This window comes from Ruegeria sp. CG4, assembly GCF_056537185.1.
This window is the reverse complement of record NZ_JBQFRB010000002.1, coordinates 71,638-88,904: the sequence shown is the minus strand read 5'-3', so window position 1 is coordinate 88,904 and position 17,267 is coordinate 71,638. Positions and strand designations below refer to the sequence as shown.

The window sequence follows — 17,267 nt, the reverse complement described above, 5'->3', positions numbered from 1 at the left end:
CTTGCCCGAGTAGGGCTCGAAGACGTTAGCGATTATTTCTTGTCTATTTTAGGGTGTTAGGGTGACGCGTCAAAACCGGCGCAGGCAAAGCTCTTTGAATAGCAACCCAGATCGAACAGCGGCGACACACTACGCCCATCACTTCCGGTCAAGTTGACGTTGCTGGGAAGGTTGCCGACCGTGCGTTGGATGCAGTGCGCTTTGGTCGGCAGTTGGCTATCCGCAAATGTCTGACTTCACTGGTGCGAACACGGTGAATGCAAACCCCACGCGTCTATTGCGATGTGTGGCAGTCGGGTTCTGCCAGCGAATGTCGGCTGACCAGCCTTGTATTGATGCAGATTGAATGGCCTTCCGATTTGCCTTCAACCATTGCAGTCAACTCACGCGCGGCCTTGCGACCCATTTCCCGGTGGGGAACATGTACGGTCGTCAAGGCCGGGCTGACGATCTCGGCCAATTCTATGTCATCGAAACCCGTTACCGAAACTTGTTCCGGCACCTGTATTCCAAGTCTTCGGGCCTCGCACAGGGCACCTGCGGCCAGAACATCGTTGCCGCACATGACCACTGTTGGCCTTGGGGTGAGGGCCATCAGTTGCCGAAAGGCTTCAGCGCCCTTGTCAATTTCGTAAGTAGTTTCGATCAAGGTCAAGGCATCGGCGTCGAGGTTGCTCTGTGACATAGCCTGCCTGACACCTTCGACGCGGTTTTGCGCCCGATCGTTTCCTTTTGTCTTGCCCGAAATCATGGCGACCCGCCGGTGTCCTGCCGCAATCACGGTCCGCGCCAGTTCCCCCATAGCATCCTTGTTGCTGAAACCGACGGACGGCCGCTTGGCGTCCGGGTCGTAGGACCAGGCAACAAGTGATGGAACCTGGTGGCGCTCCAGATACTCATAAATATCTGCGTCACGCTCATGTCCGATCAGAAGCAACCCGTCCGCACCGCGGGCGACAAGCGTGCGGATCTGCTCTCTCTCCACCTCGGGGTCGTAAGCGGAACTGGATACCAGAAGGGTATATCCGCTTTCACGAAGCTGGTCCTGAAACTCCTGCAATCCGCGGGCGAAGATTGCGTTGTCCATTGTGGGAATAATCGCACCGATGGTGAAGCTGCGATTCGCAGCCATAACACGGGCTGCAAAATTCGGCGTATAGCCCAACGATTCGACCGCTTGCATGACCCGATGCCGGGTTTGCTCGATTACCCGTTCCGGCGAATTCAGGCATCGCGACACAGTGGCGGTCGAAACGCCTGCCGCCTTTGCAACGTCGTTAAGTGTCGGAGCTGAACGGGTTTTTCCCATGCGGAGCCTGCTGTTGCTTTGGCACCGTCATACCACAAAAAACCGGTCTTGCCATCTGCTGATGTAAGCGCTTGCATTATTAATGTAAGCGCTTACAAATAGAGTTGAGAAAACAATCCGGGGTTTTGCGATGTTCCTTTGGGCTGCCGCTGTCGTCTTTGCCGTATTTTTCACAAATGTGGCGCTGGGCGCATTTGGAGGTGGCGGATTCCTGGGGGATGTCGGTGAGATGCTGGTTCTGTTTGCTGCCTCGATCCTGTTCGTGGCGGCCATTCTCAAGCGAGAGGCTGACCAAGAAAACAACAACGGCAGCTGACGGATTCAATGGGAGGAAGAAAATGACGAATGGCAAGGATGGCCTCAAATCTGCTGAGCGCCGGAATTTTCTGAAGCTGGCTTCAACCGGCTCGTTCACAGCGGCGGTGGTGGCCGGAGCTGGCGGCGTATTGTGGTCTTCGGAGGCCGCAGCGCAAACCGCCAAAGAAGAGAAAGAACGCGAGAACGCAGCCGAGCATGTGATGACCGTCGCCACGGCTTACGTGCTGGGCGCGTCGCGTAGTTATCCGATCATGCAACTGGATCTGAAGGAAAACATCCAGAACGCGACCAACGGCAAGATCTACGTCAAGCTGGCCCCCGGTGGGCAGTTGGGTGCGGGAGGCGCGCTGGTTCAGAAGGTACAGGGCGGCACAATTCAGGCAGCACAGCATTCGCTGTCGAACTTTGCGCCTTTTGCCTCGACCGTCGATCTGATCAACATGCCGTATCTGTGCGGCTCGAACCAGCGGTTCACCAATCTGGTGCATTCCGACACTTGGAAGAACGAAGTGCATCCCAAGGTCGAAGCCGCCGGATTCAAGGCCCTGTTCTACGTTGTGATTGATCCAAGGGTTGTCGCGGTGCGTCAGGGCGGAAACGCCATTCTTACCCCGTCGGACATGAGCGGTGTGAAATTCCGCGTGCCCGGCTCGAAGATGCTGCAGCAATACTATCGGATGGTCGGTGCCAACCCGACACCTGTCGCATGGGGCGAGACGCCATCGGCGATCAAACAGGGCGTGGCCGATGCGCTGGATCCGTCCGTCGGCGCGTTGTATGTCTTTGGCTTCAAAGACATTCTCAGCAACGTCACCTTCACGCAGGCCGTGCCGGACAGTCAGGTCTATTCCTGTAACCTGGAATGGTTCAACTCGCTGCCATCCGATGTGCAGGAGGGCATCATGTGGGGGTCGGAAATGACCAGCCACCAGAACCTGTCCAAAGTACCGTCGGCACGAGCCTATGCCATGGCGGAACTGAACAAGGCAGGCGTGCAATTCCATTCGCTGTCCGATGATCAACTGGCCGAGTGGAAGGATGCCGGTGGCTACCAGCGTTCGGAATGGGATCCGTTCAAGACCGAACTTGCAGGATCGATGGACAATTTCGAAAAACTGGTCGAGGCGGCTGGAACGCAGGGCAAGTACTACGTCCACGACGCATAAGATCCGACGGGCGAGGGGGGCTGACCTCTCTCGCCCGTTTTACCACGTGCAACCAGATGGCGGCGGTCCAAGCGGACCGGCAGGTCTAATGTTGCCAGGGACCGGGGCCGGAAATGACCATATTGCAAAAAATCGACCGAGACGCCGAGCGCTGGCTGCTACTGGTGTTCTACGTGATGCTTGTCATCACCATGGCGATCGAGGTGTTGCGGCGGGAAGTGTTCGCCTTTTCCTCGATCTGGGGCGAAGAGATCGTCCGCTATTCCTTCATATATCTAGCTTGGATCGGCGCGGCGGCGGCCGTCAAGGAACGCGCCCATATCCGCATCGACGTGATCATGCATTACCTGGGGCCACGCCCTAAGGCGGCTTTGTACATCTTCGGCGATTTGGTGATGTTCGTGGTGGCCGTTATCGCGCTCTACTGGTCGTATGAGGCGGTTCATGTCTCGGCCAAGTTCGGTTCGGTCACGGACGGGTTGCGGGTCTCCAAGGTCTGGTTCCTGATGGCTGTGCCGACCGGATTTGCGCTGATGATATGGCGGCTGATCCAATCCCTTTTGCGCGACCTGAAATCCCTTCGCGACGGCACGCCCGTCTTCGAAGGCGACAAGCTGTTTGACTGAGGAGAACTCGAATGCTCTGGAACTCCCTCAATCAGACTGTTGAGCTTGGATGGGATTTTTACCTGCCGGTGATCCTTTTCGTGGGTCTGATCGCTTTGGCGGTTCCGGTCTGGGCCGCCATTGGCACTGCGGCGATTGTCATGCTGATCATGTCGGGCGACCTGCCGCTGAGCGCCATCGGTGAAAGCCTCTTCACCGGTATCGACGCGTTTGCACTGACAGCTGTGCCGCTGTTCATCCTGACCGGCGATGTGCTTGTGCGAACCGGCCTCAGTAAGAAATTTCTGGATGTGGCCGAGGCGCTGACCTGCTGGACGCGCGGCGGTTTCGGATCGGCGACCGTTCTGGTCTGCGGGATGTTTGCGGCGATCTCGGGCTCGGACGCGGCGGGTGCCGCTGCCGTGGGGCGGATGACAATCGCGCGGCTTGTCGAAAGCGGTTACCCCCGACCCTATGCCTGCGCCCTGGTGGCGGCTGGCGCCTGTACCGGCATCCTTATCCCACCTTCAATCGCGTATATCATTATCGGTCTTGTACTGGGCATCTCAGCCTCAACCCTGTTCCTGGCGGCACTTATCCCGGGCCTTGCGATCCTAGTGTCGATCCTGATCACCAACATCATCATGAACCGCCTTTATACCTATGAGACCGGCGGCAACATGGGGTTGGGCGAGTGGATGGGCAATCTGGGTCAATCGTTGAAATCCGGCTGGTATGCCTTCATCGTGCCGGGGATCATTTTCTACGGCATCTTCTCGGGCCGTCTTACCCCGACCGAAGCCGGCGCAACGGCGGTGGTCGTAACCATCGTGATGGGTTTCATACTGGGCACCCTGAAGCTGTCGGATTTTCCGGCGATGCTTGTCAGCTCTGCCAAAGTGAACGGGGTGATCCTGCCGATCATCGCATTTTCAGCCCCGCTGGCCGAGGCGCTGGCAATCATGGGTGTGCCGCAGGGCTTTGTGACCGCCGTAACCGGGCTGACCGATGATCCGGCCATGCTGATCCTGTTGATGATCTGCATCCTGATCGCAGCGGGCTGCGTTATGGAGACGACGCCCAACATCGTGATCCTGGCGCCAATCCTGAAACCCCTGGCCGACAACATCGGCATGAACGAGATCCAGTTCTGCATCATGATGATCACCGCGCTGGGCGTTGGCTTCATCACACCGCCCCTGGGGCTGAACCTCTTTGTCGTCTCCGGCATTACCGGCGAGTCGATCCTGAAAATCGCAGCCCGTGCCGTGCCCTTTGTTCTGACAATGCTGATTGTCGTGCTGCTGATCGCCTATTTCCCGCCGATCTCGACCACTTTGCTTCCTGATATCTACAAGTAGGACCCCCTGGAAATGACCCGTGAATATCTGAAAAAGGCTACCCTGACCCCTAAGTCGGACGCGTCTGAAACTCATAAGATCGTGCAGGGTATCCTCGACGACATTGAGACTGGAGGCGATGCCAAGGCCCTGGAATATGCTGCAAAGTTTGACCAGTACGAGGGCAACGTGCTGCTGACGCCGGAAGAGATCGAGGCCGCTTGTGCACTGGTCCCGGAGAAACTGAAGGCCGATATTCGGTTTTCCCACGACAATGTTCGCCGCTTTGCCCAGCTGCAAAAAGGCACGGTGCATGACGTGGAAATGGAAATCTCGCCCGGTTTCGTTACCGGGCAAAAGGCGATCCCGGTGGATGCGGCCGGATGCTACGTGCCGGGCGGGCGCTACAGCCATATTGCAAGCGCCATCATGACTGTGACCACCGCCAAGGTGGCAGGGTGCAAGCATATCACCGCCTGTTCGCCGCCGCGCCCCGGCGTCGGTGTGGCCCCGGCCATCATTTATGCCGCCCACATCTGCGGCGCGGATAAAATCATGGCAATGGGTGGTGTTCAGGGGGTTGCGGCAATGACATTCGGTCTGTTTGGCTTGCCCAAGGCAAACATCCTGGTGGGCCCCGGAAATCAGTTTGTTGCCGAGGCCAAGCGCATCCTGTTTGGTCGCGTTGGCATCGACATGATCGCAGGCCCGACAGACAGCCTGATCCTGGCTGACGGCACAGCGGACGCCCACATCGTCGCTACCGATCTGGTGAGCCAGGCAGAGCATGGCTACAACTCTCCGGTCTGGCTGGTTACCGACAACCGCGCCCTGGCGGAAGACGTGATGCGGCTGGTACCGGATTACATCAACGACCTGCCCGAGGTGAACCGCGAGAACGCCGCAGCGGCCTGGCGTGACTATGCCGAGGTGATCCTTTGTGCGGATCGAGAAGAAATGGCCGCCTGTTCCGACGAATACGCGCCCGAGCATCTGACAGTGCAGGCCGCGGATCTGGATTGGTGGCTTGAGCGGCTGACCTGCTACGGCTCATTGTTCCTGGGTGAAGAGACTACAGTTTCCTACGGCGACAAGGCCGCAGGGACCAACCATGTGCTGCCGACTTCGCGCGCGGCAAGCTATACTGGCGGGTTGTCGGTTCACAAATACATGAAGATCGTCACCTGGCAGCGCGCAACCCGCGAGGGTTCGAAACCAGTGGCCGAGGCCACCGCGCGGATTGCCCGGCTGGAAGGGATGGAGGGGCACGCGCGTGCCGCCGACGTCCGGTTGGCCAAGTACTTCCCGGACGAAGTCTTTGATCTGACCGCAAATGGCTGACCCGCGTGCCCTGTTTGATCTGACAGGCCGAACTGCCTGCGTAACCGGCGCCAGTTCCGGTTTGGGACGGCAAGCGGCAGTGACGCTCGCTGCCGCCGGAGCGCAGGTTGTGGCGGTCGCACGGCGTGCCGAGGCATTGGAAGGTCTGTGTGCGGAAATCGGGGCTGGCGGTGCCCATGTGGTGGCGGATGTGGCGGACCGCAGCGGGCTGAAGGCGCTGGCAGAAGCGATTTCGGCCCCCTTCGGAATGCCGGATATTCTGGTACATGCGGCCGGGATAAATACACGGCAGCCAGCGGACGAAGTGACGATTGCGGATTGGGATCAGACGCTGGCTTTGAACCTTTCAGCGCCCTTCTTTATCAGCCAGGCATTTGTGCCTGCGATGAAGGAACGGGGGTGGGGGCGGATCGTCAATTTCGCCTCGCTCCAGACCTTTCGGGCTTTTCCCGGTGGCATCGCCTACGGAGCCAGCAAGGGTGGGGTCGGTCAGATGACCCGCGCCATGGCAGAAGCCTGGTCGCCCCACGGCATCACCGCCAACGCGATCGGGCCCGGGTTCTTCCCGACCGAGCTGACACAGGCCGTGTTCAGCGATGAGGCGCGCGCTGCGGGCAATGCGGCGCAAACCTGTATCGGTCGCAATGGCCGGCTTGAGGATATCGACGGACCGCTGTTGTTTCTGTGTTCCGAAGCGTCGGGTTATGTCACCGGGCAAGTCCTGATGGTTGACGGAGGGTTCACGGCAAAATGAAAGCGCTTGTCTATGAAGGAGTTGAGAAGCTTGGCTTTCGCGATGTGCCGATGGCTGCGGCCCAGGCAGGCGAACACCTGATCCGCATCCATGCCTCGGGCATCTGCGGGTCCGACATGCATGCCTATCTGGGTCATGACGCCCGGCGTCCTGCGCCGCTCATATTGGGGCACGAGGCGGCTGGAGTAATCGTCGGCGGGCCGCGTGATGGTCAACGGGTAGCGATCAATCCGTTGGTCACCTGTGAAGAGTGTGCCGCCTGTGTGTCCGGGCGCGAAAACCTCTGCGCCCGCCGCGAGATCATTTCAATGCCCCCGCGCGAGGGGGCCTTTGCGCAGTTCGTGGCAATCCCCGAGCGCAATCTGGTAACGGTGCCGGATGACGTGCCGCTGGAAAAGGCGGCGCTGAGTGAACCGCTGGCCGTAAGCTGGCATGCCGCCCGACTTGCGCTCGAAGCGCTGAATCCACAGATGGAACGCCGCGCGCTTGTCATCGGCGGCGGCGCGATCGGGCTGGCGGCTGCCTTGGCGTTTCGCGCCATGGGTGTGGATGATGTGACGATACAGGAACCCAACGCCGCCCGCCGTGCCTTTCTGACAGAGCGCTGCGGCCAACAGACAATCGACGCGTTTCAGGGCATGGTGCCGCTGGTGGTGGATGCGGTGGGGTATGCTGCCACCCGTGCCGCAGCCTCGGCGATTGCAATGCCGGGCGGAGTAATTGCGCATGTCGGTCTGGGTGAGGATACAGGCGGTCTGGATATCCGCCGCATGACCTTGCAGGAAATCACATTCATCGGCACTTATACCTATACCGCGCAGGATTTCCGTGACACCGCACAGGCAATTTTTGAAGGTCGCTTGGGCCCGCTCGACTGGCCCGAATTGCGCCCGTTGTCTGGCGGCGCTGCCGCCTTTCACGACCTGCGGTCCGGCTTGGTGGCCGCGCCCAAGATTATCCTCGACCCGTGGGCCTGAACGCCTGCGATAAAACGGAGAGAACCCATGTATGACAAAGTCCTGGTTCCCATGGCCCTGGATCACGGAGTTTCCGGCACCACCCTCAGGGCCGCCACGACATTATGCAATCCGGGCGGGCAGATCATCGCTCTGCACGTCTATGAAGCGCCGCATGGCTCAGTCGGCACCTATTTGGACGAAAATGTTGTGCGCGAAGGGTTTGAAACGGCCCGCCGTCAGTTGGCCCAGAAAACGTCAGACCATGACAACGTAACAGCCGAGATCGTGAAGGGCCGTTCGTATCGCGGCATCGTCGAATACGCGGAAAAACACGGCGTCGACTGCATTGTCGTTGGTTCTCACAAGCCCGGCCTCAGCGACTATTTTCTGGGCACAACGGCAGCCCGCGTTGTTCGCCATGCTCCGTGCGCAGTACATGTCTGCCGCACCGCCTGAACCCCGATACTGACACATCCAACCGCGCGTTATGCGCCACAGACAGGACTGATATCCCGGATATGGACATAGACAAAAAGATAACAGACGACCTAGTTGCGAACGATGTTTCGTTCGTGACCACCGTCCCTTGCAAGCAATTGGCGGGCGTGATCGAAGAAATCGACCGGCGCGACGGCATCTATCACATTCCTTCGAACAAGGAAGACGAAGGCATGGGCCTGTGCGCCGGGGCATGGATGGGCGGCAAGCGCCCTGCGATTATCATGCAGAACACCGCCATCGGCGTTACGATCAACACGTTGGCCACCCTGATCCAGTACTACCGGATGCCACTGCCCATGCTGATCTCGTATCGCGGTGAGCTGCGCGAACCCATCGCCTGCCAGGTCGAGATGGCGGTGCACACCAAGGCACTGTTGGCCCAGCTCAATATCCCGACATATCATTTCCACCATCAGTCGGATGTCGAGGAACTGGACGCGATCCTGAAATATACCTTCATGTGCAACAAGCCGGTCGCCATCCTGACCGACGCCAACTTCTGGGGAGGCTACGGCGACCAATGATCCGCTCTGAAATCCTGAAGGAAATCACCCCGATCCTGCGTGATCAGCTGGTTGTCTGCAATATCGGCATCCCCAGCCAGGAACTGCACGCCATCGACGATCAGCCGACCAACTTCTACATGCTGGGCACTATGGGACTGGCCTCGAGCATCGGTCTGGGGCTCGCCCTGTCGCAGCCGAAGCCGGTGATCGTCATCGATGGTGACGGCTCGATCCTGACCAATCTTGGTACTTTGCCGACCATCGCCAACAACGTGGCCGACAACTATATCCTGCTGATCGTGGACAATGGCTCATACGGGTCGACCGGGGATCAGCCGACCTATGCCGGGCAGAAAACGTCCCTGACGAAAATGGCCGAGGCCGCCGGGTGCGAGCGGGTGATCGAATGTGCCGCCCAGGACACGGGCCGTGTGCTGCAAGAGGCACTGGATGCCAAACAGATGACCGTCATCGTCAGCAAATGCGAAAGCGGAAATGCCAAGATGCCGCCGATCACGATGGACCCGGTCGTCATCCGCGACCGCTTCATGAAGGCCGTACAGGCCTGATGGCCGCAGGCACCATCCATAGCGCCGAAGACGCCCGCCGTCTGGCTCGGCGGCGTCTGCCGTGGATGGTGTTCGATTATATCGACGGCTCCGCCGGGGCCGAAACCGGCGCGGCGCGCAACCGTGCCGCATTGGACGCCATAACCTTGCGACCCCGTATCCTGCGCGATGTCAATCAACGGTCGATGGCGTCTCGGGTCTTTGATGTCGAGGCAGACAGGCCCTTCGGTATCGCCCCCATGGGGATGTGCAACCTTGCCGCCCCGGGCGCTGATTTGATGCTTGCGAGGCTTGCGGCGCGCTACAGCGTGCCACATGTCGTATCGACCGTGGCCTCGACGCCGATGGAAGAGATCATTACCGAGGCCGAAGGTAATGCCTGGTTTCAGTTGTATTTCAGCGGAGACGGGACGGGATCTTTCAAACTGGCCGAGCGTGCGAAACAGGCCGGGTATGACGTCCTTGTCCTGACCGTCGATGTCCCCGAGGTCGGCCGTCGCCCGCGCGAATTGCGCCATGGGTTCAAGATGCCGTTCCGCATCGGCCCGCGCCAGTTCATCGACTTCGCACTGCACCCGCACTGGTCATTGAACACCCTTCTGAAGGGCAAGCCTGTGATGGCCAATTTCGAGATGGAAGGCTATGACTTCGATCGTACCGAAAGCCGGGCGCGTGCCACATGGGACACTTTGGTGCAATTGCGCGACCTTTGGCCTGGAAAACTGGTCGTCAAGGGCGTGCTGGACGTCGAAGATGCCCGCAACCTGATGTCGGCAGGCGTGGATGCCATCCAGGTTTCAAGCCATGGCGCGCGGCAGTTGGATTCTGCGCCTGCGCCGATTGACATGCTGGCAAAGATCCGTGCCGATCTTGGGCCAGACTTTCCCGTGTTCTACGACAGCGGCATCCGGTCAGGCGAAGATGTTCTCAAGGCATTGTCGGTCGGGGCGGACTACGTATTTGTCGGAAGGATCCTGCAGTATGCCATTGCGGCCGCGGGTGAATCCGGTTTGGAGCAATTGTGGGACGCGCTTAGCGAAGAACTGAGCATTGCCATGGCGCAGACCGGGAAGACCTCTCTGACCGGCCCCTGACTGCGAGCACTGCGCGCCTGAAACACCCGACAGTCCGGCCGAAATAGCGGTCGCTTACGGCTTGACCTATTTTGCGGAACTGCGACGCTTGGGGTAGGCCGTTGAGTTCAGCTCGGGCCAGTACTGCACCACCTCTTTTGCGGAACTGCGGGATAGAAGGGACTTCATGTCGCGCCCCACACGGAGTGGTTTGATCAGCGCCTTGACAAGATCTCGGGTTCAATTAATTTTATCAACTAAAATAAAAATGGGGATTTGCGTCGAATGTACCTTGGGTTGGATTTGGGAACATCTGGTCTCAGAGGGATTTTGGTAGATGAAAACGGTTTGGTCGTAAGCAGCGCCGAGGTCAGCGTTTCAACTTCGACGCCAAAGTCTGGATGGTCCGAACAGAACCCATCAGATTGGATTGATGCGTGCCAAGAAGTTGTCAGGCAAATCCGCGTCAGCAACGAAAGTGCCTTCGCAATACTGCTGGGTATCGGTCTTAGCGGACATATGCACGGTGCCACCCTTCTGGATAAAGCCGGCAATGTTTTGCGACCATGTATTCTTTGGAACGACACACGGTCCGCTGATGAGGCGAGGATGTTGGATCAGACACCGCAGATGCGCGCCATATCAGGGAATATCGTGTTCCCGGGGTTCACAGCGCCAAAATTGGAATGGGTGCGCTCACATGAGCCGGAGGTATTCGCAAAGACCGCTAAAGTTCTGCTGCCAAAAGACTATTTGCGATTCTGGCTGACGGGCGAATATGTCTCGGATGTGTCAGACAGTGCGGGGACCTCCTGGTTGGATGTTGGCGCTCGGCAATGGTCGGAAACCGCGCTGGCCGCTTGCCACATGCGCACGGACCAAATGCCTTGCTTGGTTGAAGGCAGTGAGCCTGGTGGAGAGTTGAAAGCCGAGTTGCGGCAAGAGTGGGGGCTTTCCGGGCGTGTTGTCGTAGCCGGAGGAGCAGGGGACAACGCCGCATCAGCCTGCGGTATCGGCAGCATTCGGGACGGTGCAGGCTTTGTCTCACTGGGAACCTCCGGCGTTTTGCTTGTTGCCAGGGATACCTATGCGCCCGCACCTGAAACTGCTGTGCACTGCTTTTGCCATGCTATCCCGGACAAGTGGATACAAATGGGGGTTATCCTGTCGGCCACAAACAGCATGAACTGGCTGTCACGGAACCTCGGTAAACCAGTGGAAGAACTGGTTGCGGCGTTGCCTGACGGGGTGACTGGGCCTTCGTCGGTTACGTTCCTTCCCTTCCTGTCCGGCGAACGAACCCCGCACAACGACAGCAAGATCCGGGGCGCATTTCTGGGCGTGGACGTGGCATCCGAACCTGTCGATCTGACCCGGGCGGTGATGGAGGGTGTTGCATTTGCGATGAGAGATTGCCTTGAAGCCCTGAAAAGTACGGGAACAGAACCAAACAGCCTGATGGCCGTAGGAGGGGGCGCGCGGTCGAGGTTTTGGTTGGAAACACTCGCCACCGTTTTGCAGGTGCCGCTGGACGTGCCCAAAGGCAGCGAATTCGGAGCGGCCATGGGCGCCGCGCGCCTTGCCATCTGTGCTGCCAACAACACAAATCCGGCAGATGTCATGACGCCGCCGGAGATCGAGGAAACTATAGAGCCGCGTAGTGACCTGATCGACCTTTATGAAAGCGAATACGGGCGATACCGGCAATACTACAAGGCGCTCGCGCCGTTGGCGGCAAGATGACACCGGACACGGAAAAGCTCTCTCGGGTCGAAACAGCTGTGTTGACGGATGGGGAAATGCGGGCCTCGGTCCTGAATTACGGCGCAATCACGCAAGAGTGGTTGTACAAGGACAGGCCGCTCATTCTGGGGTTCAATGACCTGTCCGCGTACTTCAAAGATACAAGTTATACGGGTGCAATTGTCGGACGCGTCGCGAACCGGATTGGCGGTGCGCGCTTTGATCTGGAAGGCACTGGTTTCGAACTGAGCGCCAATGAAAGTGAAAACACCCTTCATGGTGGAGAGAAGGGACTTTCCAGTCAATTCTGGGATCTCAAGAAGTTGGCGCCAAACGAGGTCTTGCTGAGCTATCTTTCACGCGACGGGGAAAGCGGCTTTCCGGGGGAGGTTAGGTTCGAAGTCCGGATCTCGCTGCAGCTTCCGCGATTGATTTATTCGTTCACAGCCAATCCGGACCGGCCTACGCCCATCAGTCTGACGCAACACAACTACTACACCTTGGGAAGCTCATACGGGGTCGACGCGCACAGGTTGAAACTTGCCTCAAACCGGTATCTGGAAATCGACCATCAAGGAATTCCTTCCGGTCGGGTCTGTTCAACCACGGAAAACGAGTTGGACTTTGAAGAGTCAAAATCGATTGGAAGTATTTCTGCAGGGATCGATCACTACTTTTGCTTCGACCAAAACCGTGATCCAAAGGCTCCGGTAGCGGTATTTTCGGCACCTTCTGGTCTTGCTTTGACAGTCTATTCTGACCAGCCTGGAGCGCAGGTGTATTCAGGGGCGAAGATGGCAAAACCGTTTCGTGGTTCGTCCGGTCTCTGTATTGAGCCATCGGGATACCCCAACGCCCCAAATATCCCGTCGTTTCCGTCGATTATCTGTACACCTGAGAACCCGTACCGTCAGGTGCTTGCCTTAGAGATCTCTGAGGGTTGGCATGAGGGCTAAGTCGTTAATCACAGTTTTCAGCCTGTCCATTTGGGGCGCCGGTGGCATAAGTGCTCAAGAGCTTGGGCCGAGGCCGGAGTTCCTTGATCCTGATTTCGACAGCGTCGAGTTGGGGCGGTTTCTGTTCTACGACCCGATCTTGTCGGGCAACAAGAACATCAGTTGCGCGACCTGTCATCATCCCAGGCTGGGTACGTCAGATGGTCTTTCCCTTGGCATCGGGGAAGGGGGAATAGGGCTGGGTACGGATCGCACGCTGGATCCCCTGAACACGCCCGAACAACGAATTCCGCGAAACTCGCCAGGTCTTTGGAACCTCGGAGCCATTGAGTTCACGACGTTCTTTCATGACGGGCGGCTTGAGACGGACCCGAGCCAAGTCAATGGCATCAGGACGCCGCTGGGAACGCATATGAGGCCCGGCTTCCAGTCGGCACTGGCGGCACAAGCCATGTTTCCAGTTTTGTCGGCGGACGAAATGGGTGGTCATTATTCCGAGAATGACGTCAGCAAAGCGGTGCGACTTGGGTTTTTGACACAACCAGGCGGCGCATGGGATCTGATTGCAGCCCGTGTCGCGGCTGTTCCGGAGTACCGGCAAAGGTTCGATGAGATCACGCCGGGCAAAGAGATCACATTCACGGATATTGCCAACGCAATCGCGGATTTCATCGCGTTCGAGTGGCGCGCGGATAACAGCCCGTTCGATCGCGCGATGAGAGGTGAAGGTGAGTTGTCGGAAAAGGCCACATTCGGCATGAGCCTTTTCTACGGCAAGGCTGAGTGCAGCAACTGCCACTCGGGCTGGTTCCAGACGGATCACCAGTTTCATTCAATCGCGATGCCGCAAATCGGCCCCGGAAAAGCGGCGTGGTTTGAGAGCCACAATCGGGACGACGGGCGTCTCCGCGTGACTGGTCGCGCGGAGGATACATTCGCTTTTCGAACACCCTCACTGCGTAACGTGACGCTGACTGCTCCGTATGGACATAACGGAGCTTTTGCCCGTCTTGAGGACATGGTGCGCCACCATCTGGATCCGGTGACGTCATTGAAAAACTACTCGATTGAAATGGCCCGGTTGCCAGACTTCCCGGGTTCCGAAGATCAAAATCCAATGCTGGACCAGAAAAATGTGGATGCGATTGCCGAAAGTACCAGCTTGCCGAAAATCACCCTGACAGATCAAGAGATTGAGGCGCTGCTGAGCTTTCTGGCAAGCCTTGAACATCCGGCGGAGCGGCTCGGTGTGCCCGATCAGGTCCCCAGCGGCCTGCCCATTGACAAGTAACTAACGCCGAATTCGGAAGATCTGGTTGGCGTGGGTTTCCAGCCACTTGCTTTTCTTTCCATCCGGCCAGATCACACGAATCTGTGCGCGGTCCTCATTCCCCAGGCCAAAATGATGGAACCCGGCTATGCCTCCGGCATGACCGCCGCCAACTGTTATTTCGCGGGTCTGAACACCTTGCGAGGTTCTGAGTTCGACAAACCCTCCTATCGCGGCTCGATTAGATTGGTCCTGAGTAAGATCAACCAACAGCCAATTGCCACCCTGCGAGATGTTCTGGCTGACTTCGAGTGTCGAACCACGGTTGACGACCACCAGATCCAATCTTCCGTCATTGTTCAGATCTGCCATGGCCGCACCGCGAGACTTTGCCATCGACGCCACCCCGGCATCGACTGAGGCTTCGACGAACTGACCTTCCGGGGTTTGCATGAGCAGGTTGTTGGGATCGTTCAGCGCGGCGTCGGGCATTTGCTCGACATTGCCTTTCGCAACGAAGATGTCGTCCTTACCATCGTTGTTGACGTCGCCAAATTGAGCGTGCCACCCGGTCGACGGTCTTCCGTCACCGCCACTATGCGGTCTATGGGCTGTTGTTCCCTTTTCGTAGGTCGCATCGCGCCAGGTCGGGCCGTTGGCGCTTGGGTCGAAAACCTGAAGCTTCTGATCGCCCATGGACGTCAGATAAACTTCGGGAAAGCCGTCGCCGGTCAGATCCCTTGATGCGATCCCCATTCCCCAGATCGAATAAGGTAACCAGCCTTCATCCAGATCATACAACCGCGGGTCGGCTTCCATGGCCCACAATTGCTCTTGTCCACCCCTGACGTAGTAATGGCGGTCATTGCTGACGCGAAGGTCCGCGCGTCCGGTCCGGGCCCAGTCGGAAAACAAAATTGAAAGCGAACAGTGGCCGGGTTCAAGGTGCAGCGGCTGCTGGTAGCCGCTGCCATGGGGGCGGTAGAGGAGGGTAGGTCCGCAAGTTTCAAAAGGGCCGTCGGGATCGAACCGATCAACATAAGTCCCGAATGCCAGCGTCGGCAAGGACTGCCCATCTTCCCAAGTGGCTGAAAAACCTGTGGTCCAGTGGTCTTCCGACAAGAAGCCAAGGTTATCAAAAGGGCCGAACCGACAATTTGGGCGGCCTTTGAGAAGAAGGTCCGGACCAACACGCAAAACCGCCAGATCCATCAGACCGTCGCTGTCTATGTCCAGCGGGTACGCGCCGGTTACGCCGGTCAGGGACAATTCATCAGGCGTCTCGACCTTAAAAGAAATCGTGCCCTGCGAGGTGTTGTGGAACAGTTGCGACCGGTTCGATCCGCCGGCCACGAACAGTTCGGGCAAAGAATCTCCGTTGCAATCGAACACGGCGACACCGCCGCCGACAAAATGCTCCCAGCCGCCATCGTAAATATGTTCCGGCACCTCGATGCCAACGAACTCGGGCACGTTCGGCCCGGCATTTGCAGTGGTGGCAAGAACCACGAGGGCAGCAAACTCAGGACGCATTTGCCGAGAGTTCCTTGACCTTTAGGATCGAAATCTGTTCGATTCCGTATGCTGCGGCGCCTTTGGCCCACATCAAATCGCCCCAATGGTGAACTTTGATGTCCGGCAACGGCGCATCGACATTCACGACGCCGTTTCGGATGCGGGTCATAACCTCGCTTGAACACAGATGCTCAAAGCTTTTTTGCGTGCCCGAGACGATAATGCATTCTGGGTCAAAAAGGTTGATCAGATTGGAAACCCCAAGGCCAAACATCTGACCGGCACGGGCCAACACGGAAGACGCTCTTTCATCTCCAGAGTCGGCCAGATCATGAATGTCGGAAACAGCCTGCATTTCATTGGAATGACCTGTGACCGTCATTTCACGGATCAGGGCATAATCTCCGACATAGGCTTCCAGACATCCACGTTGACCGCATTGGCACAATGCGCCGTCAAGCTGTACCTTGGTGTGCCCGAACTCAGCTCCGCAGCCGCGCTCTCCTCGATATAGCTTTCCGTCCAGTACGATACCCAGACCGACCCCATGTTCGATCGTGACAACAAGGAAGTTGCTCAGCCCCTTGCCAAGTCCGAACAACTGTTCGGCCTTCGCGACAAGGTTAGCGTCGTTATCCACGAAAGCAGGGCAGGACAGCTCTTTTGACAGCAGGCGATTGAAATCGATGTTTCGTTCGGCAATCGAAGATGACCAGTGCACGAAATTTCCCCTGGCATCAACGAGACCAGCCACCCCGATTGAGACGCCAGCAAGGTCGCGAACAGAGGCATCAATCTTTCCGCAAGTCGCCTCGAGAGCCTCGCGGATCGCCAGTACAAAATCCGTCGACGACATTCTGGCGGATTCCAGCGCATACTTGTGTGAAGCCACCTCATTGCCTTGGAAGTCCACCAGAATGACCGAGATCACCTGACGCGCGACCTTGAGCCCTGCGACAAGGTAAGATTGGCCGTCCAATTGCAGCAAAACCCTTGGCCTGCCTCTTTTCCCGGATTTGAGCTGCGCTTCGCTTTGGGTTTCTTTGATCAATCCGGCCGAGATGAGATCTGCCGTCGCCGCCGTTACCGTCGCAGGGCTGGTTTGCAGGGCCGAAGCGATATCGATCCGAGAGACGGATCCTTTTGTTCTGATGTGCTCCAACACCCGCAGCCGGGTTGCATTTCTTTGTTCCAAAGAAACCGGAGAGGCTTTGCTTTTCAGCATCTTGTCCTCGCGAATCTCACCGTTGGCTCAACTTATTTGAATTTCAGTTCGTCTAATAGAGTAAATATTTTACCGGCTGAAATAAATATGCTATTCAAAATTGTGAGAGCCGCGAAT

At 57.9% G+C, this 17,267-nt stretch carries 17 protein-coding genes; 14 read left to right on the top strand and 3 right to left on the bottom strand.

The window, feature by feature from the left end; translation table 11 throughout:
* Positions 1-274 precede the first annotated feature (274 nt).
* The gene (locus ACR0J2_RS06815; RefSeq protein ID WP_480812079.1) at positions 275-1,309 is read right to left on the bottom strand and encodes a LacI family DNA-binding transcriptional regulator; all 1,035 of its coding nucleotides are present in this window, start codon (positions 1,307-1,309) and stop codon (positions 275-277) included.
* Between the two features lie 130 nt (positions 1,310-1,439).
* Here ACR0J2_RS06815 and ACR0J2_RS06810 point away from each other — a divergent pair, with 130 nt between their 5' ends.
* The 14 genes from ACR0J2_RS06810 (at position 1,440) to ACR0J2_RS06745 (ending at position 14,431) form a co-directional block, all read left to right on the top strand.
* The gene (locus tag ACR0J2_RS06810; RefSeq protein ID WP_170614589.1) at positions 1,440-1,625 is read left to right on the top strand and encodes a hypothetical protein; all 186 of its coding nucleotides are present in this window, start codon (positions 1,440-1,442) and stop codon (positions 1,623-1,625) included.
* Between the two features lie 22 nt (positions 1,626-1,647).
* Positions 1,648-2,793: a TRAP transporter substrate-binding protein gene (locus ACR0J2_RS06805; protein WP_170614590.1), complete on the top strand. Its 1,146-nt coding sequence runs from the start codon at positions 1,648-1,650 to the stop codon at positions 2,791-2,793.
* A gap of 113 nt (positions 2,794-2,906) precedes the next feature.
* Positions 2,907-3,419, top strand: coding sequence for a TRAP transporter small permease (locus ACR0J2_RS06800; RefSeq protein WP_170614591.1), 513 nt, complete (start codon positions 2,907-2,909; stop codon positions 3,417-3,419).
* Positions 3,420-3,430: 11 nt separating this feature from the next.
* The gene (locus ACR0J2_RS06795; protein WP_170680424.1) at positions 3,431-4,759 is read left to right on the top strand and encodes a TRAP transporter large permease; all 1,329 of its coding nucleotides are present in this window, start codon (positions 3,431-3,433) and stop codon (positions 4,757-4,759) included.
* Between the two features lie 12 nt (positions 4,760-4,771).
* Positions 4,772-6,079, top strand: coding sequence for a histidinol dehydrogenase (hisD, locus tag ACR0J2_RS06790; RefSeq protein ID WP_321253872.1), 1,308 nt, complete (start codon positions 4,772-4,774; stop codon positions 6,077-6,079).
* On the top strand, positions 6,072-6,833 hold the full coding sequence (locus tag ACR0J2_RS06785) for an SDR family NAD(P)-dependent oxidoreductase (protein ID WP_480812078.1): 762 nt from the start codon (positions 6,072-6,074) through the stop codon (positions 6,831-6,833). The genes hisD and ACR0J2_RS06785 overlap by 8 nt, the downstream gene beginning before the upstream one ends.
* Complete coding sequence (locus ACR0J2_RS06780) at positions 6,830-7,810, top strand: alcohol dehydrogenase catalytic domain-containing protein (RefSeq protein WP_480812077.1); 981 nt, start codon at positions 6,830-6,832, stop codon at positions 7,808-7,810. The genes ACR0J2_RS06785 and ACR0J2_RS06780 overlap by 4 nt, the downstream gene beginning before the upstream one ends.
* 27 nt (positions 7,811-7,837) lie before the next feature.
* Positions 7,838-8,248, top strand: a complete 411-nt coding sequence (locus tag ACR0J2_RS06775) for a universal stress protein (RefSeq protein WP_480812076.1) — start codon at positions 7,838-7,840, stop codon at positions 8,246-8,248.
* A 62-nt stretch (positions 8,249-8,310) separates the two neighbouring features.
* Positions 8,311-8,817, top strand: coding sequence for a sulfopyruvate decarboxylase subunit alpha (gene comD / locus ACR0J2_RS06770; RefSeq protein ID WP_480812075.1), 507 nt, complete (start codon positions 8,311-8,313; stop codon positions 8,815-8,817).
* Entirely contained in the window at positions 8,814-9,368 is a 555-nt protein-coding gene (gene comE / locus ACR0J2_RS06765) for a sulfopyruvate decarboxylase subunit beta (protein WP_480812074.1), read from the top strand. The genes comD and comE overlap by 4 nt, the downstream gene beginning before the upstream one ends.
* A complete protein-coding gene (locus tag ACR0J2_RS06760; protein WP_480812073.1) occupies positions 9,368-10,462 on the top strand; it encodes an alpha-hydroxy acid oxidase in 1,095 nt (364 codons plus the stop codon). Before comE ends, ACR0J2_RS06760 begins: the two co-directional genes overlap by 1 nt.
* Positions 10,463-10,726: 264 nt before the next feature.
* The gene (xylB, locus tag ACR0J2_RS06755) at positions 10,727-12,184 is read left to right on the top strand and encodes a xylulokinase (protein ID WP_480812072.1); all 1,458 of its coding nucleotides are present in this window, start codon (positions 10,727-10,729) and stop codon (positions 12,182-12,184) included.
* Complete coding sequence (locus ACR0J2_RS06750; RefSeq protein ID WP_480812071.1) at positions 12,181-13,140, top strand: aldose epimerase family protein; 960 nt, start codon at positions 12,181-12,183, stop codon at positions 13,138-13,140. The genes xylB and ACR0J2_RS06750 overlap by 4 nt, the downstream gene beginning before the upstream one ends.
* Entirely contained in the window at positions 13,130-14,431 is a 1,302-nt protein-coding gene (locus tag ACR0J2_RS06745; protein ID WP_480812070.1) for a cytochrome-c peroxidase, read from the top strand. Before ACR0J2_RS06750 ends, ACR0J2_RS06745 begins: the two co-directional genes overlap by 11 nt.
* On the opposite strand, the gene ACR0J2_RS06740 is transcribed toward ACR0J2_RS06745, so the two are convergent.
* Both ACR0J2_RS06740 and ACR0J2_RS06735 read right to left on the bottom strand, forming a co-directional pair.
* The gene (locus ACR0J2_RS06740) at positions 14,432-15,943 is read right to left on the bottom strand and encodes a CRTAC1 family protein (RefSeq protein ID WP_170680405.1); all 1,512 of its coding nucleotides are present in this window, start codon (positions 15,941-15,943) and stop codon (positions 14,432-14,434) included.
* On the bottom strand, positions 15,933-17,150 hold the full coding sequence (locus tag ACR0J2_RS06735; RefSeq protein WP_480812069.1) for an ROK family protein: 1,218 nt from the start codon (positions 17,148-17,150) through the stop codon (positions 15,933-15,935). The genes ACR0J2_RS06740 and ACR0J2_RS06735 overlap by 11 nt, the downstream gene beginning before the upstream one ends.
* Between the last annotated feature and the right edge of the window lie 117 nt (positions 17,151-17,267).

Excerpts from the sequence above, each read along its gene's own strand:
- ACR0J2_RS06805 (WP_170614590.1), top strand. The coding sequence starts at position 1,648 with ATGACGAATGGCAAGGATGGCCTCAAATCTGCTGAGCGCCGGAATTTT.
- ACR0J2_RS06760 (WP_480812073.1), top strand. The coding sequence starts at position 9,368 with ATGGCCGCAGGCACCATCCATAGCGCCGAAGACGCCCGCCGTCTGGCT.
- ACR0J2_RS06740 (WP_170680405.1), bottom strand. The coding sequence starts at position 15,943 with ATGCGTCCTGAGTTTGCTGCCCTCGTGGTTCTTGCCACCACTGCAAAT.
- ACR0J2_RS06775 (WP_480812076.1), top strand. The coding sequence starts at position 7,838 with ATGTATGACAAAGTCCTGGTTCCCATGGCCCTGGATCACGGAGTTTCC.
- xylB (WP_480812072.1), top strand. The coding sequence starts at position 10,727 with ATGTACCTTGGGTTGGATTTGGGAACATCTGGTCTCAGAGGGATTTTG.
- ACR0J2_RS06780 (WP_480812077.1), top strand. The coding sequence starts at position 6,830 with ATGAAAGCGCTTGTCTATGAAGGAGTTGAGAAGCTTGGCTTTCGCGAT.
- ACR0J2_RS06815 (WP_480812079.1), bottom strand. The coding sequence starts at position 1,309 with ATGGGAAAAACCCGTTCAGCTCCGACACTTAACGACGTTGCAAAGGCG.
- ACR0J2_RS06795 (WP_170680424.1), top strand. The coding sequence starts at position 3,431 with ATGCTCTGGAACTCCCTCAATCAGACTGTTGAGCTTGGATGGGATTTT.
- ACR0J2_RS06800 (WP_170614591.1), top strand. The coding sequence starts at position 2,907 with ATGACCATATTGCAAAAAATCGACCGAGACGCCGAGCGCTGGCTGCTA.
- comE (WP_480812074.1), top strand. The coding sequence starts at position 8,814 with ATGATCCGCTCTGAAATCCTGAAGGAAATCACCCCGATCCTGCGTGAT.
- hisD (WP_321253872.1), top strand. The coding sequence starts at position 4,772 with ATGACCCGTGAATATCTGAAAAAGGCTACCCTGACCCCTAAGTCGGAC.
- ACR0J2_RS06745 (WP_480812070.1), top strand. The coding sequence starts at position 13,130 with ATGAGGGCTAAGTCGTTAATCACAGTTTTCAGCCTGTCCATTTGGGGC.
- ACR0J2_RS06810 (WP_170614589.1), top strand. The coding sequence starts at position 1,440 with ATGTTCCTTTGGGCTGCCGCTGTCGTCTTTGCCGTATTTTTCACAAAT.
- ACR0J2_RS06785 (WP_480812078.1), top strand. The coding sequence starts at position 6,072 with ATGGCTGACCCGCGTGCCCTGTTTGATCTGACAGGCCGAACTGCCTGC.
- ACR0J2_RS06750 (WP_480812071.1), top strand. The coding sequence starts at position 12,181 with ATGACACCGGACACGGAAAAGCTCTCTCGGGTCGAAACAGCTGTGTTG.
- ACR0J2_RS06735 (WP_480812069.1), bottom strand. The coding sequence starts at position 17,150 with ATGCTGAAAAGCAAAGCCTCTCCGGTTTCTTTGGAACAAAGAAATGCA.
- comD (WP_480812075.1), top strand. The coding sequence starts at position 8,311 with ATGGACATAGACAAAAAGATAACAGACGACCTAGTTGCGAACGATGTT.